Annotated in this window: 20 protein-coding genes; 1 reads left to right on the forward strand and 19 read right to left on the reverse strand. The window is 49.1% G+C overall.

The genetic code is table 11. The features are described 5' to 3' along the window. Nucleotides 1-385: 385 nt before the first annotated feature. The 11 genes from DNH61_RS03665 to DNH61_RS03715 all read right to left on the reverse strand — a co-directional run bounded on the left by DNH61_RS03665 (nt 386) and on the right by DNH61_RS03715 (nt 12,968). Nucleotides 386-1,339 carry an IS110 family RNA-guided transposase gene (locus DNH61_RS03665; protein WP_245947862.1) on the reverse strand — a complete coding sequence of 318 codons (954 nt, stop codon included), beginning with the start codon at nt 1,337-1,339 and terminating at the stop codon, nt 386-388. A gap of 241 nt (nt 1,340-1,580) precedes the next feature. Then, entirely contained in the window at nt 1,581-2,570 is a 990-nt protein-coding gene (locus tag DNH61_RS03670; protein ID WP_111145330.1) for a Ger(x)C family spore germination protein, read from the reverse strand. Then, nucleotides 2,570-4,021, reverse strand: a complete 1,452-nt coding sequence (locus DNH61_RS03675; protein WP_111145331.1) for a spore germination protein — start codon at nt 4,019-4,021, stop codon at nt 2,570-2,572. Before DNH61_RS03675 ends, DNH61_RS03670 begins: the two co-directional genes overlap by 1 nt. Before the next feature lie 344 nt (nt 4,022-4,365). After that, nucleotides 4,366-4,698 carry a hypothetical protein gene (locus tag DNH61_RS03680; RefSeq protein WP_111145332.1) on the reverse strand — a complete coding sequence of 111 codons (333 nt, stop codon included), beginning with the start codon at nt 4,696-4,698 and terminating at the stop codon, nt 4,366-4,368. Nucleotides 4,699-4,714: 16 nt separating this feature from the next. Further along, the gene (locus tag DNH61_RS26070; protein WP_146240939.1) at nt 4,715-4,957 is read right to left on the reverse strand and encodes an MFS transporter; all 243 of its coding nucleotides are present in this window, start codon (nt 4,955-4,957) and stop codon (nt 4,715-4,717) included. 23 nt (nt 4,958-4,980) lie between these two features. Then, nucleotides 4,981-5,823 (reverse strand): ABC transporter ATP-binding protein, encoded by an 843-nt coding sequence (locus tag DNH61_RS03685; protein ID WP_111145333.1) that lies wholly within the window; start codon nt 5,821-5,823, stop codon nt 4,981-4,983. A gap of 21 nt (nt 5,824-5,844) precedes the next feature. After that, a complete protein-coding gene (locus DNH61_RS03690; protein ID WP_111145334.1) occupies nt 5,845-6,702 on the reverse strand; it encodes an ABC transporter ATP-binding protein in 858 nt (285 codons plus the stop codon). 15 nt (nt 6,703-6,717) lie between these two features. Further along, a complete protein-coding gene (locus DNH61_RS03695; RefSeq protein ID WP_111145335.1) occupies nt 6,718-7,530 on the reverse strand; it encodes an ABC transporter permease in 813 nt (270 codons plus the stop codon). Then, the gene (locus DNH61_RS03700; protein ID WP_111145336.1) at nt 7,530-8,471 is read right to left on the reverse strand and encodes an ABC transporter permease; all 942 of its coding nucleotides are present in this window, start codon (nt 8,469-8,471) and stop codon (nt 7,530-7,532) included. Before DNH61_RS03700 ends, DNH61_RS03695 begins: the two co-directional genes overlap by 1 nt. A gap of 5 nt (nt 8,472-8,476) precedes the next feature. Continuing rightward, complete coding sequence (gene nikA, locus DNH61_RS03705; protein WP_111145337.1) at nt 8,477-10,078, reverse strand: nickel ABC transporter substrate-binding protein; 1,602 nt, start codon at nt 10,076-10,078, stop codon at nt 8,477-8,479. A 556-nt stretch (nt 10,079-10,634) separates the two neighbouring features. Continuing rightward, the gene (locus DNH61_RS03715; RefSeq protein ID WP_111145362.1) at nt 10,635-12,968 is read right to left on the reverse strand and encodes a glycoside hydrolase family 127 protein; all 2,334 of its coding nucleotides are present in this window, start codon (nt 12,966-12,968) and stop codon (nt 10,635-10,637) included. A 131-nt stretch (nt 12,969-13,099) separates the two neighbouring features. On the opposite strand from DNH61_RS03715, the gene DNH61_RS03720 reads away from it, so the two are divergent. Continuing rightward, entirely contained in the window at nt 13,100-13,951 is an 852-nt protein-coding gene (locus tag DNH61_RS03720) for a helix-turn-helix transcriptional regulator (protein WP_111145339.1), read from the forward strand. A 169-nt stretch (nt 13,952-14,120) separates the two neighbouring features. Here the strand turns inward: DNH61_RS03720 and DNH61_RS03725 are convergent, their stop codons facing one another. The 8 genes from DNH61_RS03725 to DNH61_RS03760 all read right to left on the reverse strand — a co-directional run bounded on the left by DNH61_RS03725 (nt 14,121) and on the right by DNH61_RS03760 (nt 26,435). Beyond that, entirely contained in the window at nt 14,121-16,166 is a 2,046-nt protein-coding gene (locus DNH61_RS03725) for a carbohydrate-binding protein (RefSeq protein WP_146240940.1), read from the reverse strand. A 255-nt stretch (nt 16,167-16,421) separates the two neighbouring features. Next, a complete protein-coding gene (locus DNH61_RS03730; protein WP_220036917.1) occupies nt 16,422-18,383 on the reverse strand; it encodes a glycoside hydrolase family 127 protein in 1,962 nt (653 codons plus the stop codon). A gap of 43 nt (nt 18,384-18,426) precedes the next feature. Next, nucleotides 18,427-19,254, reverse strand: coding sequence for a carbohydrate ABC transporter permease (locus tag DNH61_RS03735; protein ID WP_111145341.1), 828 nt, complete (start codon nt 19,252-19,254; stop codon nt 18,427-18,429). Between the two features lie 13 nt (nt 19,255-19,267). Then, the gene (locus tag DNH61_RS03740; RefSeq protein ID WP_220036918.1) at nt 19,268-20,155 is read right to left on the reverse strand and encodes a carbohydrate ABC transporter permease; all 888 of its coding nucleotides are present in this window, start codon (nt 20,153-20,155) and stop codon (nt 19,268-19,270) included. A gap of 65 nt (nt 20,156-20,220) precedes the next feature. After that, nucleotides 20,221-21,552: an ABC transporter substrate-binding protein gene (locus DNH61_RS03745; RefSeq protein WP_111145343.1), complete on the reverse strand. Its 1,332-nt coding sequence runs from the start codon at nt 21,550-21,552 to the stop codon at nt 20,221-20,223. Nucleotides 21,553-21,679: 127 nt separating this feature from the next. Then, nucleotides 21,680-23,050 carry an ABC transporter substrate-binding protein gene (locus DNH61_RS03750; RefSeq protein WP_245947902.1) on the reverse strand — a complete coding sequence of 457 codons (1,371 nt, stop codon included), beginning with the start codon at nt 23,048-23,050 and terminating at the stop codon, nt 21,680-21,682. Then, nucleotides 23,032-24,891: a sensor histidine kinase gene (locus tag DNH61_RS03755; RefSeq protein ID WP_111145344.1), complete on the reverse strand. Its 1,860-nt coding sequence runs from the start codon at nt 24,889-24,891 to the stop codon at nt 23,032-23,034. Before DNH61_RS03755 ends, DNH61_RS03750 begins: the two co-directional genes overlap by 19 nt. Beyond that, nucleotides 24,888-26,435, reverse strand: a complete 1,548-nt coding sequence (locus tag DNH61_RS03760; RefSeq protein ID WP_181438571.1) for a response regulator transcription factor — start codon at nt 26,433-26,435, stop codon at nt 24,888-24,890. The genes DNH61_RS03755 and DNH61_RS03760 overlap by 4 nt, the downstream gene beginning before the upstream one ends. Between the last annotated feature and the right edge of the window lie 12 nt (nt 26,436-26,447).

Here is a 26,447-nt window from a genome sequence, read left to right on the forward strand (position 1 = left end):
TTTTTTTATGAAAATGAATCTTTGCTCAAACGAATTTTTACGCACGCCGAAGCAGGACTACCGATTCGGCAGACCTTGACCGTGGTGGAGGTGAAAGGTTAGGCAGGGCGAGTTACTGTGAAGCCTTTGGACTGTAGCTGTCGAATGAGTTCTGCTTCACGACGTTTTTCGCGCTCTTGTCTGTAGCGTTCAAGATAATCAGGGCCTAACTCTTTGTATGGGCTTTTGGTAAGCAACATGTGGTATACGATGCGAAGCAGCGTATGTCCAAGTGCGACCAAGGCTTTCTTCTTGCCTAGCCGCTTAACCCAACTCCAATATCTTGCTGAGAGCCTTGTGTTTCGCGTCATAGAAGCAGCCCAAGCACATTCACATAATACTGCTTTTAGATGGGCATTTCCGGATCGCGCTCGTGTTCTTTTTTTTTACCGGCGCTCTGGTGGTTGCCTGGCGTAACGCCTGCCCATGCGGCAAGATGGTGATCATCCTTGAAAACGGTCATGTCGGTACCGATTTCCGCGATAATGACAGATGCTGCTTGCTCGTTGATGCCAGGAATCGTAACGAGAAGATCTATGGCCTCTTGTTTGCTGGCTAATCGGTTTCGGATATCCTGCTCAACGAGTCGGATTTGCTTTTCAATGTACACGAGGTGATCCCAGGAGAATCGGATCATGTCGCGATGATGCTTACGAAGACGACCGTTGAGCGATTGAAGTAATTTGGGGGATTTGTGCTTGAGCGCACCCTTCATGTGCGTCTCAAGGAATTCCATTGTGATGACTTCACCATCTACGATCTTCTGGAGCAGCAGGCGTCCTGATGTTCCGAAGATGTCGGACATGTGGGTAGTTAACTTGATGTTCGCATCCTGCAGGGACTTATGGATGCGATTCTTCTCCGAGGTAGCGTCATACACCAACTTTTTGCGATAACGGGTCAGATCTCGAAGATCTCGGATGTCCTCCGAAGGCACAAAGCTTCCTTCAATAAGCCCGCAACGCAGCAATTTGGCGATCCACTCCGCGTCTTTCATGTCGGTCTTGCGTCCGGGAAGATTCTTGACGTGATGAGCATTGGCTAGCAGGAGGTCTAATTCAAAGGCTTCAAGCACGTTCCAAACAGACTTCCAATAAACGCCCGTACTTTCCATGGCGACGTGAGTGCAACCTTGCTCCACTAACCATTCGCCCAGTTCCATGAGCTCGTTCGTCATGGTACCAAAGGTGCGAATCTCTGATTTTGGAGCACGGTCCAGCTGCCCGGTAAGAACGCAGGCCACAACGGTTTCCTGGTGTACGTCGAGGCCTGCACAGCGCTCAAGAATGGCTTCCAACATTGTAACAATCCCTCCGACATGAGTATTGAACCGGAAAGACAACCGAAACAAACGAAGATTTTTTATCCGGACTCGCAGTCCGATAGCCTGTGCTTCAAGGTTGTCCGAGCAGTTTTATTTACGGGGTCGAACCCACCGCAAAAAGCCACGAACTGGCCGGTTCACCCTTAGTATGAAGGATTTCAGAAAGAGAAAAAAGACTATGATGACATTTTCATCATAGCCTGTGAGCCAGAAAGGGTCATGAAAGTTTTATTTCGTCAGCCAACTGTTTCTCCAAGCTAGGACGAAGCTCAGCATACGACGCCCGGCACCCGAGTTCTACCATACTTGCTTGTGTTGAGACAGAGACACTGAATGTGGGCTCGCCCTCCTTCATCTCTGGTTTTACCTGAACCCGCTGCTGTCTCACCTCAAGTGTTATGTAACGGTTCTCTTCATCAGGACAAGGCTGCACGATCACTCCGGATTTGATGTCCTGAAGGAAGAGTAGCATGGCGTTGCTCTCCTTTGGTGACAGCCAGCCTTCCATCTTGTCCTCCCGAAAGACTGCTGCGCCAGATAATTCAAGTTGCTTGAGTGTCGCGCCTTTCTCCGGACTCTTGTTTGGAATACCCCGCTTCTTCAATTGAAGCTTGGCGAGCACAATCTGTGTATGCGGCGTCAGGTGCATCTCCTGAAGCCGCATTATATTCGTTCGCGGAGCCTCGGCCACGATCTCACTGAACCGCATCAGCTTGTCAATCGCTTCGCCAGGGACGACCTCTAGTCCCGTAATCGTAGAGACTACCTCGCTAGCGTTATCCGGCGTTACCGCAACCCAAGTGTTCATCCGGAGTTCGTGGTTCCGCGTGAAGAAATCGACCATATCCGTAACCCCTGCTTTTGCGTAGTCTTCATTCATAACAATCAAGTAATTATGAGCCCAGTAAACTCTTCTAGTCGAATAACGGGCCATATTGCGAATCGCCTCAAAAATTGTCCGTCCCTCCGCTGATACCGAATAAATCGGTTCACCCACACCACCGGTCGGCGCTCCGGTCTGCCCCCTCGCATCCGCCGGGCGGACAATCTGCGCCGTCAACCGTACGCTCCCCGGTTCTTTTCCGGGGTCCAGCCCTACGGCAGCAACCAGTCCAAGCTCGTTTAGCTGTCTTTGTCCGCACCCGCTAAGCAGCAGAGAGCAGACGAGAAGCAGAGTCATAACCTGCCATACGCGCAGCGTAGTCATCACTTCCTTTCCTTATTGGGCGGCTTAGGCATCTGATCCTTAGCCATCCGGTTCTCCCCCTGCGCCATAACTGGACGTTTCCGCATCGCCCACCATGGCCAACGAAATACGAGATCCTTCTGATCCGTCGGATGAAATGGTGTTGCAGGCGCCAAGTAAGATTCACCGAACGACCGAAGTGATAACGCATGGAGCACAATTAAAAAGAACATGCCGGCAAAGCCAACCAGCCCCATCGTCCCCGATGCGATTAGCAGAGGGAATCGCAGTATTCGAATGGAGAAAGAAGCCGTATAGTTGGGTACTGCGAACGAGGAAATACCCGTCAAAGCAACAACGATGACAAGGAAAGGACTTACAACACCTGCTTGTACGGCGGATTGCCCGATAATCAGTGAGCCGACGATGCTGACCGCCTGGCCAACTGGTTTCGGCATGCGAAGTCCCGCTTCGCGAATGAGTTCGAATGCTGTTTCAAGAAGTATTGCCTCCATAAGAACGGGAAACGGTATAACCTCACGTCCAGAAGCGATCGTATAAGCTAGGCCCGTTGGGATCATCTCATGGTGGAAAGAGACAAGCATGACATAAATCGACGGCAAAGTAAGACTGATTATAAACGCGATAAAACGGACTAATCGAAAGAATGACCCCATCCAAAACTTTGTGTAGTAATCGTCGGAAGCTTGCAGCTGCTCCCAGAATCGCGTCGGCATCACGAGCACGAATGGCGTCGTGTCGACGAAGACGGCTGCTCGCCCTTCTAGAAGCGAAGCCGCAACCTTGTCCGGCCGTTCGGTGCTTTGAATCGTTGTAAACGGCGATAAAGGTGCATCCTCGATCATTTCCTCAATCTGTCCGCTCTCCAGGATCCCATCGATGCGGATATCGTTTAGCCGGGCTTTGACTTCTTCGACAAGTCCTTCTTTTACCGTTCCATCTATATAGGCAACGTTGATTTCCGTACGCGATTTCTCCCCAATAACAATCCGATCAAAACGGAGATTGGGATCTTTGATTCGACGCCGAAGATGCCCCGTATTGGTCCGTAGACTTTCGGTGAAGCCATCACGTGGACCACGAACGACCTGTTCAGTTGCCGGTTCGTCGATGGCGCGTTCCGCCCAGCCTCGTGTTCCGAGCAAAATTGCGTGGCAGCAGCCTTCCAGAAATACAGCGGTATCGCCCTGGACAATGGCGTTAACGGCTTCTGATACTGTTCGTCCAAGATTTCCGCCTACGCGATTCGCGAACAGCCGGCAGCTGCAATGGTCATTGGCACATTCCTGCATATCGTTATTCTGCAATGCAATGGACGCTGTCAACTGCATAAAATCCGCTAATTTTTTCGCGTCTGCAAGCCCTTCTATATAGTAGAAGACCCCGCTTACTTTGCCGTACTCTAAGGTTCGTTTGACGATGTCAGCGCTGTCGCCCAATAGGGACATCATCGTTCTCTACAACCGATCGGCTAATTTCCTTCTCCATTTGTTGAACTTCCATAGGTTACCTTTCCAAAGTTAGAATGACCGTATTGTCTCCAGAGAATATGGAAATTATTCCAAAACAGAATGAGTTAGCGGCGCTTTGGAGATAGTTTGTTTAAGGGGTGTTGTACGTGGAGATTTTCTACCAATCGTGGTTATATCGGTTATTTCTTAATCAAACCTGGTTATTATGGGGAATCACTATCCTCGTCCTTGGCGGGAATATTGCGGCCCCATTACTCATTTGGTTAACCTTTAGCGGGAAACGCCTCTTCCCCGGATTTAAGCCAAAAAAGCGGAAAATGACGTTACGTCCCTTTAAATTTAGAAAAGAAGGAACTTGAGAAGAGCACTAATACGACGATCGCCTGCGCCCCGGTCAACAACACAACAGCCGATACGACCAAGCCGCTGTTCCGGCAGGCATCTTTAAGAGCACTCGACATTTCACGCAACGTGAATCTGCCATTGTGCTGTTTTTCCGTTGGCAGCTGAGCACCGTACATGATGAACAGAGGAAGGACTGCCAAGACCCCGATTAATATCAGGATGTAAGAGTTGTCGTAATGCGTCCACAGAAAGAGCGCCAAGGCAGGCCCGTACAGACCGGGGAGCACTGTCGATAACGAATACATGGACATGCCTTGTCCGCGATCCTCACAGCAGCAAGGCTGCCGCATGGCCGGCAAGCAGCCATTTCATAATCGTCATCACGCTGTATTTGGCAATCATTTGCCCCGCCCATGGACGAAGCACCATGCAGACAAACATATACAGTCCCATAATGACACCAATTTCACCTTCTCGAAAGCCGTGTTCAGCCCCTTGCAAAGGGAAAATGACGGTTAAAACCGAATTAGCTGTAAAAAACAAAAGTGCCAGTGCATACATTTGAAGCATTTGTCTGGAAAGCTGCCCTGTTTTTATGATACATACAATCCTTTCGTTACCACATACTCCTCATCCGTTTGCTTATGTACCTCCGAAGCCTGAGTGACGATCGGAAGCTCGGCCTCAATCAACCTACGGCTGGCAGGGTGCTTCAGCTGGTCAAACCTTGTCACATCATTTGTATAATCGACAATTTCCCCCTTATCAAGGACGGCGACCTCATCAGCAAACAGCTTGACGGCATGCAAATCATGGCAAATAAACAAATAGGTCAAATTCAAATTGCGCTGCAAATGCTTCAACAGCTTCATGATACTAACCTGCACGAGAACGTCCAAGCTGTTAATAACCTCATCCAGTATGATAACCTTCGGCCTTATCGAGATCGCCCGCGCAATCGTAACACGCTGCAGCTGGCCGCCGCTGAATTGGTGAGAATATTGTTCACCTGCATCTTCGCTCAGCCCCACCTCCTCAAGCAGCTGCTTGACCCTCTCCTTGATCTCACCTGCGGAGTACTCCAGATGAACGCGCATAGGTTCAGCAATGACGTCTTTTATTTTCATTCGAGGATTAACAGCGCTGTAAGGGTCTTGAAATACGATCTGCATATCTCTTCGCAGCCTCTGCCGCTGCTCTGGGCCTGCTTCGTGCAAGTTGATGTCTTGAAACAAAACCTGTCCCTGATCCGGCTTTTCTAAACCAATTAGCAGATTACCGAGCGTGCTCTTGCCAGATCCGCTTTCTCCTACAAGAGCAAAGCAAGTCCCTGCTTTTATTTGCAAAGAGACCTGGCGCACAGCCTGAATTGTTTTTTTCTGCCCCCACCACTTCCCATCTCGAAACTGTTTGGACACGTTCACGAATTCAATCATTCGTTCACCTCCATCTCCCTTCTACTGCCTCACCCAGTAACCTGGCTTCCATTCTACTAATGGTTCCGTAATCGTCCCTTCACAGGAATCGACAAGCTCATCCAGGCTGCGATTCTTTTCCTTAACCGCGAGCAAAGCCTGCGTGTAGGGATGACGAGGATCGGCAAGCACGCTGGATGCCGGCCCATACTCGACCATCATCCCATGGCGCATGACAATCAGCTCGTCAGCCAGTCTTGAGATGACGCCCAAGTCATGCGACACAACCAGCATGCTCGCACCGGAATTGTGCTGATAAGCCTGCAGTTCATCCAGAATGAGCAGCTGCGTCACTGTATCAAGCGCAGTTGTCGGTTCATCCGCAATGAGGAGGGATGGTTGATGGCACACCGCGATCGCGATCATGATCCGCTGCAGCATCCCTCCGCTAAGCTCGTGAGGATATTTATTCCACACACGATCGCCTGGCAGCTTGTAACGTGCCAGCTGCTCGATCCCCTTTATTTTTGCCTCTTTCCTGCTAATCGCCGAATGGGCCTGCAGCGTCTCGACAAAGTGCTCCCCAGTCGTCAGCATGGGGTTAAACATAGACATCGGATTCTGCATAATGAAGGCAATCTCTTTCCCCCTCACGCTCCGCAAGTCCTTTTTTGATTTAGTCAGAAGCTGTTCACCTTTAAACCGAATCTCCCCAGATACCCGGCGGCCATCATCGAATAATTGCAGGATCGTGGAACAGATCATTGACTTTCCGCTGCCACTTTCACCCACAATCCCTACCACCTTGCCCTTCGGCACCAGAAAGCTGATATCGTCTACGACGAGTTTTTCACTGGTCCCTTGCTGGACATAGACCGAGAGATGATTTACTTCAAGCAAAGGTAATTCTCCCCTCTATACCGTTTTTGGATCCAGTGCATCTCGAACCGCGTCTCCGAACCAATTAAAGATAAGCACCGTCAAGGAGATCATTACGCCGGGAATAAACATCAGCATCGGATTGCTCATCAAATATGTTTTGCTGTCGCTGATCATCATGCCCCACTCAGCCATAGGAGCTGTTACGCCAAGTCCCAGGAAGGAAAGCTCGGAAATCAGCAGAATGGTTGAACCGAGACCGATTAGCTTCAGCAATAAGATTTGTGGAAACACAAAGGGCAGGATGTGCACCCGCGCGATATGATAACGGGAAACCCCCGTCACTTGTGCGTATTTCACAAATTGAGCTTCTTTCAGACTTAACACCATGTTGCGTATCAATCGTGCATACCAGACCCAAGCAACAAATACAATCCCGATAAACATATTAAATAAGCCGCCGCCCAGCATGCCTACAATAACAAGAGCAAAAATAAAGTTAGGCAGTGCGAGCAGTATGTCACAGATCCGCATCAACACCATATCCAAGATCCCGCCAGCATAACCCGCTGTAATGCCAACGGCGAGACTAATCATAATCGTGACGAGAAGAATCGAAAAAGTGGTAAGCAAAGATACTTTGGCGCCCGCAATCAGCCTGGAGAAAACACAGCGTCCTAAATGATCTGTCCCTAATGGGTAGGCAGCTGAGTAGCTTTGCAGCTTCATCGCAATATTCGTCGCATAAGGATCATTGGGCATAAGCCAAGGCTCAAGCACGGCCACGAGGACAAGCAAACCAACCAGCGTACTGCTAATAATGAACGGCAAGCGCTTGTTTTTCTTCATTATTGAACCCCCTCTTTAAGACGAATGCGCGGGTCGATTATGGCACAGAAAAGATCAGCTGCAAAGTTAATTGCAGTATAAAAGAATCCAATGAGCAGGATAAAACCTTGAAGCACTGTATAATCGCGGGTTTCCATGGCAAGCAGGATATGTCTTCCTATCCCTGGGATTGTAAATACGATTTCAATAATCGCAGCCCCGCCCAATAAGCCGCCGCATGTCATCGCGAGTGAAGTTAAGAACGAAGGCAGGGTTCCCTTAAGTAAATAACGGCGTACAATGACGCTTTCCTTGAGCCCGCGTGCCCTTGCATACTGGACATGGGGCTGCTGCAGCTGCTCCAGGATGCCTGCTCGTATCAAGCGGATATAGTAGGGACAGAAACCAAGTGCCAGCGTTAAAGACGGCAGTATCATATGCTGCCAGGTTCCCCAGCCTAACAGTGGCAGAAGCCCCCATTTTAAAGCAACGACATAGACTAGAATAAATGCCAGCCAAAAACTTGGCATGGAAGCGATCATAAATACAGTTGTGCGTGTCATTCGGTCAAACAGGCTCGATTGCTTTACCGCGGATAATACACCAACGCTAACGCTAATACACATGATAATAATTAATGCCGCTGCGGAGATGGTTACCGTAACCTGGAATTTGTCCGCGAGGGATCGTGCCACATCTAAACCTGAGCTGAAGGATTTTCCAAAATCAAGCTGAAGAACCCCCAAAATCCAGCTTGCATATTGCGCGAGCAGAGGCTTATTAAACCCTTGCTCCTCGCGAATCGCATTCATTGCTTCCACGCTGGCCGGCAGCTGATTAATGGCAAAGTAAGCTTCAACAGGATCACCAGGAATTACCCGGATCAAGAAGAAGGCTATAAGGGATACGCCCCATAATGCCGACACCATGCTTCCAATTCGTCTGACAAGAAATCGCCCCATCGTTCTTATTCCTTCATTTCATAAAGTGAGAGCGGCACTTCGTATTGATGTGGAGTAAACTGCAGACCGTTGACCCGTTCATTTGCCACCAAATAATTGGTACGATAAGAAATCGGGATAAGCATCGATTCATCATGGATGCTTTGCAGAATCGATTCATACAAGGCGCGGCGTTCCACCTCTTCTGTTGCGCGGATAACCTTCTCAACATTCTCCGTAAATGTTTCCGAATCCGCTGTACCTTTTTGCGCATAGTATCCAAGCTGATTCTCGCCGGTCATGGTACGAATGTACATATGCGGGTCATACGGAACGCCCCAAGTATCATTCATGGTCAGGTTGAACTTACCCGCCTTAACCTTCTGGGTGTAAACCAGCGGTTCATCCGGCTGAAGCTTTACATCAATGCCGGCCTCTCGCCAAGCGCTTTGCAGATATTCCAGTAATGCTTTATGAATCGCGTCCGTGCTGCGATAAGGAATCGTAACTTGAAGGGTTTCGGCACCTTTCATTCGAAACGGCTTTCCGTCAACAGCTTTCCAGCCTGCTTGGTCTAGCAGTTGCATCGCTGTCCCGATATTGTATGGGTATTGCCCTGCCTTAATGTCACTATAGGGAAAACCCGGCGAGAACAACGATTCTGCTTCCTCTTCCAGACCATCTAACAGATGCTCCACGATCGTTTTGCGGTCCACTAAGTGTTGAAGCGCTAAACGAACCTCCTTCTCGTTCGTCGGAGCAACTGTAGAGTTGATTGCCAGCACCCTCGTGGATAAGGGACCCGAAACCATTGTCTGGTAATTACTCTGCTGCTGCAGCGTTTGATACTCGACTGGAGCCAGCTGGCCGCTGCCGAAAATCAGATCAATCTCGCCCTTTTCCAGTGCCATGATACGGGTTTGGGAATCCGAGATAAACTTGATGACTACTCTTTTGATTTTGGGCTTCTCCCCCCAATAATGATCATTGCGGCTGAATTCAGCATGACTGTCCTGTACATAATTGGTTAAAATCCACGGGCCTGTACCGATAGGCGCAGCAATTCCTTCTGCTGTAGAACCGCTCGCGGGGAACCCGCTGTCGCCAAGCATTCTCAACGGGCGGATTAGTGTTAACTCCTGCAGGAAAGGATAGTATGCTTCTTTTAATGCAATTCGGACTCTAAGTGGATCAATCGCCTCGACCTTATCAATCAGGCTGATTGCTTCCAGCCAGCTGTGCCGATCCTTGTTCTTAATGACAGCTTCGATATTCCGCTTTACATTCTCCGCTGTTAGGGTGGTTCCATCCGAATACAACACGCCCTCCCTCAAGGTAAACGTATAATTCCTGCCATCCTCGGAAACCTGCCATTTTGCTGCCAGGGCCGGTTGAATCTTACCGTTATCCCCATAACTAACAAGCGGATCGTAAACCAGCGCCTGTGCAAACATTTCGCTAGGATCATATAAGTGGGGATTAATCGGGCCAATATCAAGCGGCCATGAAAGGGTCAATGTATCGTTAATATCACCCGTCCCCTCTCCCGTGTTGGCTTTTCCGATTGTGCACGCTGTCAATAACAACACAAAACAGATGATAGTACCAAACACTGCTGTTTTCTTCATTCGCTTCCCCCTGCCATAGGTATTGATTTTCACGTTCATTTTAGATGGACATTTGGTCACTCCCATAATTCTCCCGCCATTCTCTCGTAATAATTACTAGTAGCAAGGTGGATTAAATCACACTTACATTAACATGTATACCTCCGCGTGACGTCTATAAGTATATAGCTTGCACCTGATTTTGGTATGACTCTTCTGAGCTATAATTGTGACAAAAATCATAAAGCGGGTTACTAAAGTGTTGTCGAACGAGACAGGTTTCCTGGTCCTGAATTTCATAAGGCTAAGGCCATTTAGATTTTCCTGATAATTGTAAAAATAGAAGTGGTTATTGATATACTTCTTTGCCGATTTGTTCGGTCGTCTCATCTTCAATTTCCGTACCATGTTAATGGCCGCCTGTAGAATCTGGAGCAACCTTGGATAATGCCTCCCCTGAATACAAAGAAAGGCTCCACCTATGCGGTGAAGCCTAATGATCAAAGCTTAAACTTCATTTTATATGACTGTCTAAATAAAACGTCTACTGCCGTTCTTTCAATGGACAGTCCCTTGATCACTGCTGGTTATTGCTCCACTGTTCCAGCTTCAGCCGATCAATCATCCGGATGCCGAACACGCCGCCAGCAACACCTCCATCCGCCGAAGCGAACTTCACTTCTACGGAATCAGTACCGCTAAGAAGATCTTCCGGGAGATCGTACTGCACGTTGAACAGCTGCTCTGGAAGCTGAGCCTCCAGTTTCTGTCGAGCGATGACATGATCATTGATCAGGATGTCGAATACCCTTTGCTGAGGTCCTCGATCATTATGGAATGGTCCGTCGCTGCCATAGTAAGTCACTTGAAGGGCCATCGGCTGGCCGGCTGCGACCTTCATGCGATAGCTGAAGTAACCGCCGCTCTCCGCGATGCGATACCCTTGCTGCGCATGAGCGGAATAGCCTGACTTGGACTCCTGAGACGCAATCGCATGCTCGACCTCCGATTGCTGTTCATGGGGACTCACAACATCGACCGTTATCGCATGAAGACGCTGCCGTTCGGCCTTCTCGTGGTCCACATAACTACCGTATTGCGCTTTGTCCATCATCGTCCAGTAGATGGTGTAACGCTGATGATGAAGTTCGTAGAACGGGATCAGCGTTATACGCTGGCTGCCCGGCTCTCCGATGGCGTCCGTTACGAAGGTCAGCGATTTCCCCTCAACCGGCGTGATCCACTTACTCACATCGTCCTCGTCCGTGACCAGTACCGGGACGTCGATGAGCGGATGCTGGTGTAGCTTAAGATGATTGTCGACAATGTCGCACGTTGGGAAATTGTCTCTACCCAGTGCGCCGGCAAGCACGACTGGTCCGTACATGAAGCCTACCTTCTTCGCATCTTCCTTCGATCGGTACACATGAAGATCCATCGGCAGCGTGATGGTGATGACATCGCCCGCATTCCAGACGCGGTCAATTTCCAAATAACCTTGCTCCGATCTGGAATAGGTCTCCGTGTCACCGACGTCAGCCCTAACCGCTCCGGCAGCCCAATACGGAACGCGAATGCGAAGTTTCATACGTTCGCCGCAAGCTTCCTCCAGTATGATTCGAGTCTCGTTCGTCCGCGGGAAATCCGTCTCCTGCCGCAGCACGAACTTTCCGTTCTGCAAGACAGCCTTGGAGCTGATGAACAGGTTAACATAGACCGTATCGTGATCGGCATAGTAGATATCGCGCGTATAGAGAGCGGGGTTTTCCATGCCAGTGCCGGTGCAGCACCAGAATGAATGGTCATCGGTTCCATACACCTTGAAGTGGCCCGGCTCAGTCGATACGAAATACATTTTCGCGCCGGAGTCCGGATCCTGCGAGGCCAGAATATGGTTGTACAGCGCCCGCTCATAGAAATCCATATATTCGGCATTCGGCGACCATTGAAACAAAAGCCGGGTTAGCTTTAGCATATTGTACGTGTTGCACGTCTCTGCCGTCTCCACGCCCAGCTTCTCCGAATGCTTCTTCCGAAAATGCTCAAAAATGCTGTTGCCTCCAATGATGTAGGTACGTCCCTGCGTAACCTCTTGCCAGAAGAACTCGGCCATCTTCCGATACTTCTCTTCCCCGGTGATATTGTAGAGCTTGGCCGCTCCGATTACCTTCGGAATCTGTGTATTCGCATGCTTGCCTTCCAGCTCGTCTACGCCGCGAGAGAGCGGCTCCAGAATAGCCTGGTGGCAAAAACGGACCGCAAGATCTAAATAATCGCGGTTCTCCGTAATGAGGTAGAGGTCCGCCATCGATTCGTTCATGCCGCCATGTTCACAGATCAGCATGCGTTGGAATTGCTCCTCCGTCAGCCGGTCCGTGCCCTTCTTCGCCCATTCGGCCAGCTTGATGACGACCTCCAATGCCTTCTGATTCCCCGTCAGCTTATAGGCATCAATCAGACCGGCATAAATTTTGTGGATGCTATACCATGGTACCCACGAGCCGCCCAAGCCGAAATTATGCACTTCGAATTCGCCATTGCCATCGAAAACGCGATCGAAGCAGTCGCGCGGGAATCCGCTGACATACCCATCCGGGTCATGCGATTGAACGAAGGCCAGCTCGTCGACAGCCTGATTCAGCCGCTTCTGCAGCACTTCGTCCTGCGTGACGGCAACCATTGCAGCGGCAGCGGACAGCCAGTGCCCGATGGAGTGCCCCGCGATCGGCGTCGACTCCCAACCGCCATAGCGCTCCTTCTTCGGCTCCAGCTTGGCCGCCTCATAGCAAGGCGCTGCAAGGCGGTCCACATCCATACGCAGCAAATATTCTCTTCCCGTTTCTTGCGAATCCTTGAATAAGCCTTCGAGCAGAATGGTCTGGCTTGCGGCTAGCGCAGAAGTTTTCCCCATAAGTTTCATCGCCCCAATATATAATATTTGATTGTTCACTTCCACCAGTGTATCCTTGTAAATAATCATTTTCTACGAATGAATCCAACTATTTTTTTATAGAATTTCACACATACAGAAAGGCAGATCAAATGAACAAAGTCCTATTCGAGCTCCCGCCGATGCCGTATTATATTACGATTGGACAGACGCGTTATGAACCGGGACAGCAGCATCCGAATCGGCGCAATATCGGCGTATTTGACCTTCTGTTTGTTCTTCAAGGCACACTCTTCATGGGGGAAGAAGACAAACAATGGCAAGTTCGTCAAGGTCAGTCACTGCTGCTCCTTCCAGATCGGTATCATTACACGTCAGCCATTTGCACGAAAGAGACGGTCTTTTATTGGATCCATTTTGAGTACAACGGCACCTATCGGGAGATTAGTGATCCTCATACCTCCCTTCCGATCCGGCATGCATGGGCGAACCCCTACTACCTCAAATTGCAGCAGCACTCGACTCCGCGGCAGTTCGCCAGCATTGTTCGTCTGCTCGAGGTGATGCACGAGCAGACGAACGCCAATGGATCAGCGACTTATTGGAAAGAGCAGCAGCAATTCATGGATTTGCTTCAGTTGCTCGAAGAAGACGAGCAAGACGACTCCACTACAAGTTCGGTCGTCAAACTGGCCGAGCGGACAGAGGCCTATCTGCGCCGCCATTATCAGAAGGACCTGACCAACGAGATTCTAGCAGAATCGCTTCATTTTCATTCGAATTACATTGTGCGGTGCATGAAGGAAATCTATCAATGTACGCCAATGGAGTACCTGCTGCAATACCGACTAGAGCAGGCCAAGCTCCTCCTGATCAAGACGGAATGGCCGATCGCCAAAGTTGGTGAGCAGGTGGGCTTCCATTATGCACCTTATTTCTCTAGCTGCTTCAAACGTTACATCGGGATGACCCCGCTTTCCTTCCGGAAACTTTATTCCCTCTAAAGATAAGAACTCTTAGTCCAGTCAATGGACTAAGATGTTTTACAATTATAATCGCAATATCCCTCGCCTAAAACGGTCATCTCGCCTTCTCTGCCATTAGCCCGTGCATAATATAGCCAAAAGCCGCCAGAGCGTTCTAGCGGCTTGAGATTCAAGGCTGATCCTATAGCTAGTTAATCGTAATACTGTCAATCTCCGCATACCCTGTGCTTCCTTTGGCCAATCGGATAATATTGTCGCCGGTAGTTAGATTCACGCTAACGTTCACCGTACCGAATTGCCCCCAGCCGGCAGTAGCTGGGTATGTAACCGTCGAAAATGGGCCACCATTATAGGCTAAGTTATGCGTGGCGTTCGCTCCGGTACCATTGGCATAGCGGATGGTCATCGTGTAGCTTTTGGCCGTCGGCACTTTGACATAGAAATCGACGTAGCTGTCGTTATGATCGATTTGAGCGACGTATTTACCCCCGGATGCTGTACCGTTGGAAGCGATACTAGCACCGTTGACCGCTGCATCTTCAGCTTCGTACACATTGTTCGCTTGACCATACGGTGTGATATAAATACGATAGCCGTCGTTATTATACAACCCCGTCATCGGAACTGTTATCTGATTGTTGTTAATCGTATAATCGCCTTCAAGCAGCGTCTTGGTCGTGTTTACGACCGTACTTCGATTGACGAACGGTGTCCAGTCCACCCGTACATGTACTTTGCTTCCGTTGCCGCCGAAGAACGAAGGGAAATTTTTGATCACAGCATTGACGGAGCCATCTGTTACCCCGCCGAACAGGACGCTGGCAAACTTCTTGGTAACGTCCACGTTCGCAAACCCGTCTAGCGCAAGAATATCGTTCACGTTTGGAGGCGTGACGCTAACCATATTGCCGGACATATCACCATACCACTTGTAGAACCACCAGCCTCCATTCCGCTGCGTGTCGTTTGCGAGAAGCGTTCCCAATCGGCCTGGATTCGGCACATCCCAATAGCTTTGCATCGCTGTATCAACCTTAAGACGCTCGAACTTAGCAATCAAAGGAGCGACAACGCCAGGCTTTCCTTCATCATTTAACCATCCTGCGCCGCTGTACTCATTAATTGAAATGGGCCGCGGAGTAATACCAAGCGAGGCTTCAATTGCACGGTAATCATTATGAATGGCCGTGAAATTTTCGTTTAACAGCTGATGCCAGGAGGTAATTTCCGGCAGTGTATTTTGCGCTTTTTGATAGCTCATAAAATCAACCATGGCGTAGTGCGAGTACCCCGCCAAAGAAGGGCCGATTGTTCTGGCCGACGGATCAAGCTGCTTCAGCTTCTTGTAGGTCTCGCTGAAAAACTCACGAAAAGTCAGATTACCGGAAATGTCGGAGGAAGCATATCCGCTATTGTATACATTGCTGTGGTTTACCGCACCGTTCTCAGCCTCGTATCGTACCGGACTGCCTCCGGCTACGTCGATGTAATCCAATTCGGCATACCCTGTGCTCCCTTTGCTGAATCGAATTTTATTACTGCCGGCCGTCAAATTTAAGTTCAGTGAAATCGTGGATGCCGCACCACTATTGAACCAGCCGCCGGAACTCGGGTACGAGACCGTTACCGGACTACCGCCATTGACGCGAACCTGATGAGAGGAAGCCGCTCCTGTACCATTCGCATAACGAACCGTTACGGCGTAGGACTTGGTTGTCGGGACGTTGACGGTATATTCTACGTAACTGTCACTGTAATCAATCGTACCTACATATTTGCCTTTCCACGTACCATCAGGCTCATTCCACAACTCGTAACCGTATACATTCGTAAGTCTGGCAGCCTTCACGTCATTGACCGTTGTTGTCAGCTTGTTGAACCAATCCGATAAATTCGTATAATTATACCAGCCGGTATACCAATCAGCTAGACGAATCGTGACTTTACTGCCAGATGGCGCCAGCCGCTGTGCGACGGGAATAGCCGCCCCCCATGGCTGCTGATAGCCTGATACCGCCGGATTAATGTAAGCTTTGGCGCGCAATGGTAGAAAGAGATTATTGTCAGGCTTATTCTCAATTACGCCATAAAGGGAACCTGCAGAGCTGTGGGTGACCGGACCGATGATGCTGGAAAGATCGACCGTCAAATCAGATGCTGCTTGGACTGGTGCAGCGGATAGCACGCTTCCTAACAAAACTACTGCCATGCTTGACATCAATAGTTTTTTCACTTAAAACACCTCCGTATATTATTCAATACGTTAAATCCTAAGCAACTCCACATCACCTCCAGATTTAAAATGGTATCGCTTACATTCTCAATATAACAAATTGTTAAAAGTCGGAAATTACATTTTCTTTGGATAATTGTCGTATATTTAGACTTCACTTGAAGCGCTCTTTTACAAGAAAACAACATCTTCAAAAAAAAAGAATAACCTCATTCCCAAACGACGGAACCAAGGTTATTCTCGTTAGAATCTGATCTACCTCTCCCGCACCCAGACCGCCATCTCGCCTTCTCCGCGATTTGCCCATGCGTAATAAGGGATGAACGTTGCCGTGGCGGGCTCGAATAGCGAATTCACGTTTGAGGCGTACAGCTCGCCGTTCCAGTTTTCATCCGACAGCCGCGAGGCTTCCATTCGGATCACCTGAACGCCCCCGAGCACATTCTGCTCGAATACCGTCTCGGCCGCCTGGAAGGATCCGACGTATAGCCGGTGAAGGTGCTCTCCATTATCCGTTTCTTCCAGGCAATAGATGAGCGGTCCGCGTTGAATCGCAACCTTGCCGCCCGTTTCGCGAAGCAGCGGATGGCCTTTTAAGCGCAAGACCTCCATCGGTATGCTCAGGTCGATTCTGTCACCGTCCATCCATGTACGGCGGATAAGAGCATAACCGTTGTCGATGTCCGCCATGTAGGGTACACCATTTATCAGGATATGCATAGAAGTGCACCATGACGGAACCCTTAGAGCCAGCGTAAACATAGCGCCTTTCTCTGCATCTGTACGGATGCCTAACTGCACATTCCCTTGCCACGGCAGCTCAGAATGCTGCTTTAACGTAATGCGGTTGTCGCCAACCATGAGATCGGCCTCGCCGCCAATATATAGATGCGTATAGACTGTAGAATCATTGGTCATATAGATATATTGACCAAGCGACGCGAGAAGGCGTGCTACGTTCGGCGGGCAGCAGGCACAGCCGAACCAGCCTTGGCGGACGGTCTTGACATGGTCATACACATGATTGACACCGCATGCCTTCGGCCATACCTCCAGCGGATTGACATAGAAGAAATGCTTTCCGTCCCTGGACATACTCCCTAGTACCGTGTTGTATAAGGCTCGCTCCATGACATCGGCGTACCTGCTGTCCGGTTCCAATTTCAGCATCCGTTGAGCGAAGAAGATTAACCCTATGGACGCGCATGTCTCTGCGTAGGCCGTATCACTCGGAAGATCATAATCAAGCGTAAATGATTCCTCCTGCGCCATCCCGCCAATCGCCCCGGTCACGTACATTTGCTTGGTGACGATATTGTTCCATAGGTTTCTGCATGCCTTAAGCAAACTCGCATCACCCGACTCCAGTGCGATATCGGCCATCGCAGCGCACATGTAGACAAGGCGCACAGCATGCCCTTCAGCTGTTTGCTGCTCCCTGATAGGCGCATGTGCCTGGCTATATGATTTCTTCTTAATCATGAAGTCCGATTCCCAATGATGGGTATGGCCGCGTGCCTCATGCTCCCGATCATAGAAGGAAGGCACACGGCCCCGTTCATCCAGAAAGTAACGGCTCAGCTGCAGGTAGCGCTCTTCATCCGTTGCCCGGTAGAGCCTCACGAGCGCCAGTTCGATCTCTTGATGCCCGTCATAACCGTGAATTTGTCCAGGTTCCGGACCGAACACCGTTCCAATATAATCCGCGAACTTGCAGGCGACGTCAAGAATCTTCGTATTGCCGGTCGCGTGCCAGTAGGCAACCGCACCCTCAATTAAATGACCTGCCGTGTACAACTCGTGGCATTCACATAGATTCGTCCACTCGTTGCCTGGCTCTTTTAACTGGTAATACGTGTTCAAATATCCATCTTCGCGCTGCGCTTTGGCGATCAGGTCGACCACAGCGTCCGCCATCCGCTGTAATTCGGCATCCGGCTCGCTTTCCAACAAGTAGGCGACGGCTTCCAGCCATTTGGCCACGTCGCTATCCTGAAAGACCATGCCATAAAATGAACCCTCTTCTTCTCCTGCCGCGATTCGCAAATTCTGGATCGCATGGCTTGGCTCTACGTCAGGGATACGGTCGTTGAGCGCCTCCCACTGATAAGGGATGACGACATCTCGGATTAACCGGATATAGTCTGACCAGAACGAATCCTGAATGCGGATATCGCGCAGCGCTCCGGTTGTTGTACTCATCGTTTTTGGTGTCATCGTTTGCTCTCCTCCTTCTTCATTGCCTTGCCTGCTTTCCACGCTACCCTTCCTTCAACCCCGATAGTGTAACGCCTCGTACGAAGATGTCCTGTGCGCTTAGAAATACGATAAGAACCGGCAGAATGGTAATTACCGTGGCCGCCATCAAGGCCGGCCAGTCTGTTGAATACAGCCCCTGCATGTTGGCAAGCCCTAACGTAAGCGTCATTTTGCTCATCGAGTTGATAAAGACGAGCGGGTTGACGAAATCGTTCCAGGTCCCCAGCATGATGAAAATACCGAGTGTTGCCAGAGCTGGTTTGGATAACGGAACGAAAATACGCCAGTAAATTCCGAAAGGCGTGCAGCCATCGATCTTTGCCGCCTCCTCCAGCGCCTCCGGGATCGTTGAGAAAAATTGACGCAGCAAAAACGTACCGAACGCTGACACAAGACTGGGAAGAATGAGCGACCAATGAGAGTCCAGCAGCCCGTAATATTTCATCAACAGGAAGGTTGGGATCATCGTCACCTGCGCCGGTACCATCAAGGTGGCCAAATATAATCCAAACAGCCCTTCACGGAAGCGAAACCGCAGCCTCGCGAACACATATCCTGCCATCGAGCTTGTTATAAGCTGAAAAACGACGACGATAACGGTAATCTTAAGCGTATTAAAAAAGAATTGAATGATCGGGAATCGATCGGTCATATTCGTATAATTCGAAAATTTCAGCTCCTCACCAAAGAATCGCGGCGGGTACGTGAATACCTCATTGACGTTCTTCAGCGATGTGCAGACCGACCAAATGAACGGAAACAGCATGATAATGGACCCGATCAGCAAGATGATATGTGCGGTCGGCTTTAACCAAATACGCGACTTCATGACTGCCTCCCCCTTAATAGATACTCCATTTTTTCTGTCGCCAGAATTGGATGAACGTTATCATCAGCACAATAAAGAACAGCACATATGCCATTGCACTTGCATAACCCATGCGGAAATACTGGAAAGCGTTCTGGAAGATGTAATAGACAAGCACTGAAGTGGACCGGGCAGGGCCGCCTTGAGTCATTAAGTAAACAGTATCGAAGACTTGGAACGAATTAATGATGGACATGACCGTGACGAAGAATGTCGTTGGCGAAAGAAGCGGCAGCGTAATATGCCAAAATTTTGAATACCATTTGGCTCCTTCAATGTCGGCCGCCTCGTAGTAGCTCTCCGAAATTGATTGTAGTCCTGCCAGGAAGATGAGCATATTGAAGCCCAAGCTCTTCCAGATGGTCGTTAAGATTACAGTCGGCATAGCCCACTGCGGGTCTGTCAGCCAAGCAGGACCGTCAATGCCGAACCATGAGAGTGCATAGTTAAGCAATCCGTATTCCGGATTATAAATCCACTGCCAAATGACCGATACCGCGACCATCGACGAGATGACGGGAATGAAAAATGCAGCACGGTAAAAACGGATAAACCGAAGCTTCTGATTCAGGAAAACGGCAAGAAGCAGCGAGATTACGATGCCGATTGGTACGCTGGCAATCGTGAAGTAGAACGTATTGCCCATGACCTGTATGAACACCGGATCATGGAACAGTTCCTTGTAATTATCGAATCCGTTGAAGGCGAAGGAATCGGTTAAATTCCAGCTCGAGAAGCTGATTACAAATGTGGCAAACACGGGCAGCAGCAAAAACATTAGGAAGCCGATTAAATTCGGCAACAGCATTAGGAATGCCCAGAAACCGTCTTTATAGAGAAGTGGCTTTACAGATTTCATCATCTCACCCCGGAGCAGACGTAGAGAGGGACGCGGAAAGCTTCCCTCCCCAAACGCCGCTTGTTGTTTTATTGTGTGGCTAGGCTTTTATTAACGACGCTTTCGATGTTTTGCACGGTCTGATCGATTGATTGATTGCTCAGGAAGAACTTATCCAGCTCTGCAGCTGTATCCTCCTGAATCTTCTGGCTGCTGAGTAAAGCATACGGGTACGGTTTGGAGGAAGTGAAGTAAGGAATCATTACCTTAAATCCGTCGGGGTGAACGCCCTCTGTCAGCCACTTCTGAATTCCCTCTTCGGTATACAGCGATTTGTGGTTCGGCAGCCACAATCCAGCCTTGACGTTCTGCAGCTGGTAGTCCTCAGACGAGAGATACTTGATCAGCTTCCAAGCTTCCTCCGGATGCTCCGTATTAGCCGATGCAACATGCATATGCGCCTGACCGTGTGTCACGGCCTCATCGAACTTCGGCAGGACGCCCACGCCCACCTTGAAATTCATTTGCGATAGCTCTTGAAGCGCCCAAGATCCATCTACGAGCATGGCAATCTTGCCGGTTTGAAGCATTTGCGCTGCGCTCATGCCACTGTTTGTCAGCAGCTTACCTTCAGGGCTTACCCCTTCCTTCTTACGAAGATCTGAGACGGCTTGAAGAACTTCTTTCACTTCCTGTGTATTGGCCGCGGAGGCCTTCAGGTCGCTGGTAAACCAGTTGCCGCCATTACTCATTATTTCTGCTATGAGGTTGTAATAGGTTTCCATCCCATAAACGCCATACTGCTCGACGTTATTGCCGTTCTTGATTGTCAGTTTTTTGGCCGTATCAACGAATTCATCCCATGTCCAAGCTTTGGATGGATCACTTGGCGGATAGGCAATCCCTGCTTTATCAAAGATATCCTTGTTGTAATAGAGCACCGGCGCTACGATACAGGATTCGATGCCGTAATATTTATTGTCCACCATGCTAAGCTGGACGGCCGAGTCGATCAAATCCTCGGATACGCCCTCTGTCGTAACGCGGTCCGTAAGATCGAGCAGGCTGTTCCGCTTGACGAAGTCACGGTAGTAATCGCTTTGCAAGAAAAACACATCCGGCGCTTCATCGCCGAGTACCATCGCTTGCATCTTAGCAACGTACTGCGTACCACCGGGGATCGTCGTGTATTCCACTTTTATGTTCGGGTTTTCTTTCATGAACTGCTCAATTCCCCGCTTGACGCTCTGCGTCTCCAGCGGGCTGACTTCCCAACCCATGAACTTCAAGGTTACCTGTTCTTTATTTCCGTCATTACCGGAATTCCCATTGTTCGTGCCGCCAGTGTTGTTACCGCTGCAAGCCATCAGCGGTAATGCCAGCATCATGAGCGACACAAGTGTGACTAACCATTTTTTCATATTAAAGACCCTCCATGATCGGTATGGTGTCGGCTATGCCAGCGTCTTTTATAGCGCTTTCATAACCACACCTTTACTATACCGAAAGGCTGGCGGGCTAAAATTGCAGTATTCTTGGTTTTTTTGACTATTTTTGCGAATATAGAACGCTTACTTTCTTTGCGATTTCCTGTAAGGCATCACTGGCCTTCTTCTCACCTTGCCATACGGGAAGCAATCCTTCTGTAACTTCGGGAAATATTTCCAACTGGTTCTGAAGATAGTATCCAACACTTGGCCTGCCATTTTCCAATAACTGTTTCATCATAGCATCTCTGAACCCTGGCGGATGCGCCGCTGGATTGGAGTTAACCCATGCGTCGACAAGAACCGGATCCGTGTACCACTCCTTGAGCACGGGCATCCATAAACCGTCGGAATACAAAGACAACGATTTACTCGGATCCGAGAGCCACTTATACAACAGCCATGCTTCCTCCGGATGTTCAGATGACCGGAAAATGACTGTCGCTCCGCTCAGTCCTACCGTCACGCTATTCTTTAACTTAGGCAGCACCCCAATATCAAAATCGACCCCTGCTTTACCCAAATCAAGATTAATCCACTGCCCGTCAACAACCATTGCTGCTAGTCCAGCCTGCAGTGACATACTCATGGATGGTAGCGATTTCGACTCGTAGGGCGAGGGTGCCACATGATGGACATTGATTAGATCGGCCAAATGCTGAATGGCTTCCGCTGCTTCCGGCGACTGAAGTGCAAACTGCTTTCTATTACTGCTAACCCAATCACCACCATTGCTGAAGATAAAATTGTTCAGTGGGTCCGACCACGTCTCGAACATGATACCGTATCGGACAATATGATTTTTATCAAAAGCGGGATCGTAAGCATTCCTGCCCTGACTATCTAGCGTAAGCTTCTTGGCCGCATCCACCAGTTGCCCCCAGCTCCATGCTTGTTCAGCTTTCGGTGAAGGAGGGTCTACATCTGCTTGCTTCAAAAGATCCTTCCTGTAAAAGAGCCCAAAGCATTCTGCCGCTGTGCTGACGCCCCATGCATAGTCTTCGGCTGATTTATACCAGATATAATCGAGAAAATCGTCTTTATTTAATTCATCATCTTTAGCCATAAAATCAAACAAATTCAAAAATTTGTTTTCTCGGCTGAATGCTTCTCCCAGCTCAGTCGTCATGTACGCCAAATCCGGCTCTTCGTTGGAAGCGGACATCGCCATCATTTTTGTATTGTAGTCGGAGTTCGGAAAATGAATCGGCTCTATTGAAATCCATGGGTAGGCTCTTGAAAATTCCGCAAGCGTTTGCTCAATTACATTTTTCTCTTCAATGGAACCCCAGTACGTAAATTTCAACGTTATATGATTAGGGTACTCTATTTGCGGGTCTCGGTGGGATGGGGGGATATTCGCTCTCCATATGAGAAATACCATAGCAACCATAATCACCGCTATAAAGATGATTAATCCTTTTTTCCGCAAGTCAGTCCCTCCCCTTGTTGGACGGGCGGAAGCGTCACCGTCACCGTTGTGCCTTGACCGGGTACAGACGTAATCTGAAGACCGTAGGGCTCGCCGTAGAGAATATGAATTCGACGGTTAACGTTAGAAATGCCCACGCGATTACTGCCTTCCCGTAGTGAGGCCAGCTTGGCCATATCCATTCCTTCCCCGTTATCCTCGATCAGATAGATCCGAGCCTCCCTCGAGCTTCGGCATGAAATACGAAGCTTCCCTTCCCGGTTCATCTTTTTGAAGCCATGGACGAACGCATTCTCAACAAGCGGCTGCAGGAAAAACTTCGGTACATCATCGCCTAGCATTTGTTGATCAATATCGTAAATAACTTCGAAGGCGCCCTCAAAGCGGTTGCTCATAATGGTCACATAACTCTCCAGGTACGTGAGATCATCTCGAAATCGTACTAGGTTCGACTCTTGCTTTACCATATATTTCAGCATATTGGACAAGCTCACGACGATATCACTAATCTCATATTCCTCTTTTTCGAGCGCCATTAAACTGACCATATTGAGTGTGTTATACATAAAATGGGGATCCAACTGGAGGTTAAGTGCTTTTATTTGCGCTTCCTTCTCACGTATCTGGGTCTCGTAGTTTTCTTGAATCAACTTTACGATATTCTCATTCATATCATTGAATTTCTTCATCAAAATACGAAACTCGTAGCTACCGCTCTGTTCAAACCGTGTTTCGAACCGCCCTTCCCCCGTATTGACGATCGCCCGAATCATGGTGCGGAACGGATTCGTTACCAGCATTGAGAGAAAATAGGAAAACGCGATAAATACAACGGTAATGATGGCAACAGAAATTAACATGTTTCGGACGTACTGCTTCGTGATCGGGGCCAACAGCTCGCTTGGAGGAATGACGGCTATACTCAGCCATCCCGTTATATTCGAACGAGCAAAAGCAAGTACTTGCTGCTCTCCGCCGATCCGTACTATTCGTACGCCGCTTTTGTCATTCATTAATTCCTGAAGAAACGGAAAGCCTGCCTTTGTTGTCAACAAAGAACGATCGGTATGAGCAATAATTTGACCGTTCGCATCGACGACCATGTAGGAAGAGCCTCTGACGGGAATACTGTCTTTAAACACATCTGTAAATAAGGAATCCTTGAAATTCAGCAGCAGAGTCGGCTTGTCTAGAAGATCCGTATAAGCTCGGAATTTACCCTTATAGTAAGAGCCTCGAATTAAGGATACAGCTGAAAACAAATACTTATAGTCATATTCCATACTCTTGAGATACGAAATTTGGTACATGTCTGCAAAGTTATATGTCGGCACCCACTGGATTTTTCCATCCGCCTCCTTGGCCGTCCGATCCAACTCCGTATTCCTGAAACCCTTAATTGGTATGAAATTTTTCGCATGCTCGCTATTCGCCGAAGAGGACGTGCCGAAAATGAAATAGGAGGTCGCGACTTGCACGGAGTACAGATCTTGTGACTGCGCAAAATATTTGTCTAGTATCCCTTTTATCCGTATATCGGCCGCAAGCACCTTCGTCTTATTGTTCTTGTCAAGCGTCGAGAACGTCTGGTAGAAATCATCATCTTCCATAAATCCGTAGATCATCTCGCGGATCCGTGAAAACTTCGCATCGATAATTTCGTTATTTTTACGGACAATGGTGAAGACATCCTTTTGTGCCATATCAAGCACCGTACTGCGGTTTAGACGGAAGTCGCTGATGCCCAAGATGATGATTGTGCCTGTGAGCAGCATGACATATGTCAGGAGCAGCTTCGTATGCAACCGTCCTTCTTTCAAGGTCCGAATCCATGACTTCATTTTGCGGCACCGCTGCCGTTCATTTGCCGAAACGCTTTGGGCGATATGCCAGTTTCGCGCTTGAACATTTTGTTGAAATAAGCGGCAGTTTTGAATCCGGTCCTCAACGAGATACTCGCAATTTTGTCATCTGATTGCTCCAGCATCAACTTTGCTTTGTTAATGCGCAGGTTCAGAAGATATTCCGTGAAATTAATCCCGGTTCGCTGTTTAAATAAATTGCTGAAGTAGGATGAGTTAAAATGGAACATCGCTGCAACCGACTCAAGGGAAACATCATCCATGTAGTGCTGCTGAAGATAATTCTGGCAGCGGAGAATGAGAAGTCCGTTCTTATCTAAATTCGTTTTCCTGGCCAATTCCAATAGCTGCAGGACGAGCTCTTTAAACCTAAGACGCAGCTCTTGGTAGTCCCGGTACCGGTTGAACTTCTTCCGCAACCGTCCATGCTCCCACTCGTCGGAGTCCGCTGGTAACAGACTTTTCAAGCCGTGGAGCAGCTGCCATACCATCAGTCCTATTTCATCACGGATCAGCCCAGGTTCTGGATATGGCGACGCCTCTCTCACCTGGAAGAAGGAATTTACCAGCTGCAGTGCCCGGCTGCGTTCATCCGCCTTGATTGCCGAAACAAGAGGTTCCGTGATCTCCTTCGCGCTTGGCGATACTTTCTCCATAAAGGGCTGAACATCCGATCTCCAGAAGACTGTATCCTCCGATGCATAGAACCGGTGCCGCAATGCCAGTACTGCTTCACCATAGGATACGATCACATCCATATGAAAGTGCGCGCGGACACAGCTCACGCCCACGGAAATGTCCTCAAAACCGTCCGCCCTTACACGCTCTAACGCCCGGCTGATCTTCATTACCATCTCTGACGGCTTAGCCGCAATAATGCTGTTCAGCCAAACGAGACTCACGATATGATGTTCGGCCAAATCGGTAAATGTTTCACACTGTCCGAGGGCAACAATCTCGACAGCCCAACGTTCTTTAAGCAATGCCATTCGGTCCGTACCGTCAGTACCGCTCATTTCGAACACGAGAACAAGCCCCGGACCGTCAGAAGGCGCATATCTTCCCATCAGCTGCCGTTGCTGCTCGGTAAGCGTTCCTTTAATGGCCTCATGCCAATAGCGTTCTTTGCTCAGCTCCTGATGTCTATTGTCTTGTTTGAATAGGCCCTCCAGCTTAACGAGGAGACGCTCAATATCCGAAAGGCCAATTGGTTTGATTAGATATTCGGTAACCCGATGCTCAATAGCTTTCTGCGCATAATCGAATTGACCGTAACCGCTAATTATTATCGTTCGAATATGAGGCTTCTTGGCAGCAACCCGCTCAACAAGGGTAAGGCCGTCTTCCTCCGGCATCCGAATATCGGTGAGCACTGCATCGATTGGTTCAAACTCCAGCAGCTTCCAGGCCATCTCGACATCCGTCGCTTCCAAGGTCCGATACGTCGGACGAAGCCTCCGGATGATCGCTGAGAGAGATTTTACTTGCCGAACCTCATCATCCACGATCATTATCGTTCTCACATCCATCCCCCT

Source organism: Paenibacillus sambharensis (assembly GCF_003233845.1).
Lineage (GTDB): Bacteria > Bacillota > Bacilli > Paenibacillales > Paenibacillaceae > Paenibacillus_I > Paenibacillus_I sambharensis.

Coding starts and splice junctions, on each gene's coding strand:
- DNH61_RS03665 (WP_245947862.1), bottom strand. CDS start 1,339: ATGTTGGAAGCCATTCTTGAGCGCTGTGCAGGCCTCGACGTACACCAG.
- DNH61_RS03670 (WP_111145330.1), bottom strand. CDS start 2,570: ATGACTACGCTGCGCGTATGGCAGGTTATGACTCTGCTTCTCGTCTGC.
- DNH61_RS03675 (WP_111145331.1), bottom strand. CDS start 4,021: ATGATGTCCCTATTGGGCGACAGCGCTGACATCGTCAAACGAACCTTA.
- DNH61_RS03680 (WP_111145332.1), bottom strand. CDS start 4,698: ATGTCCATGTATTCGTTATCGACAGTGCTCCCCGGTCTGTACGGGCCT.
- DNH61_RS26070 (WP_146240939.1), bottom strand. CDS start 4,957: ATGCTTCAAATGTATGCACTGGCACTTTTGTTTTTTACAGCTAATTCG.
- DNH61_RS03685 (WP_111145333.1), bottom strand. CDS start 5,823: ATGATTGAATTCGTGAACGTGTCCAAACAGTTTCGAGATGGGAAGTGG.
- DNH61_RS03695 (WP_111145335.1), bottom strand. CDS start 7,530: ATGAAGAAAAACAAGCGCTTGCCGTTCATTATTAGCAGTACGCTGGTT.
- DNH61_RS03700 (WP_111145336.1), bottom strand. CDS start 8,471: ATGGGGCGATTTCTTGTCAGACGAATTGGAAGCATGGTGTCGGCATTA.
- nikA (WP_111145337.1), bottom strand. CDS start 10,078: ATGAAGAAAACAGCAGTGTTTGGTACTATCATCTGTTTTGTGTTGTTA.
- DNH61_RS03715 (WP_111145362.1), bottom strand. CDS start 12,968: ATGGGGAAAACTTCTGCGCTAGCCGCAAGCCAGACCATTCTGCTCGAA.
- DNH61_RS03720 (WP_111145339.1), top strand. CDS start 13,100: ATGAACAAAGTCCTATTCGAGCTCCCGCCGATGCCGTATTATATTACG.
- DNH61_RS03730 (WP_220036917.1), bottom strand. CDS start 18,383: ATGACACCAAAAACGATGAGTACAACAACCGGAGCGCTGCGCGATATC.
- DNH61_RS03735 (WP_111145341.1), bottom strand. CDS start 19,254: ATGAAGTCGCGTATTTGGTTAAAGCCGACCGCACATATCATCTTGCTG.
- DNH61_RS03740 (WP_220036918.1), bottom strand. CDS start 20,155: ATGATGAAATCTGTAAAGCCACTTCTCTATAAAGACGGTTTCTGGGCA.
- DNH61_RS03745 (WP_111145343.1), bottom strand. CDS start 21,552: ATGAAAAAATGGTTAGTCACACTTGTGTCGCTCATGATGCTGGCATTA.
- DNH61_RS03755 (WP_111145344.1), bottom strand. CDS start 24,891: ATGAAGTCATGGATTCGGACCTTGAAAGAAGGACGGTTGCATACGAAG.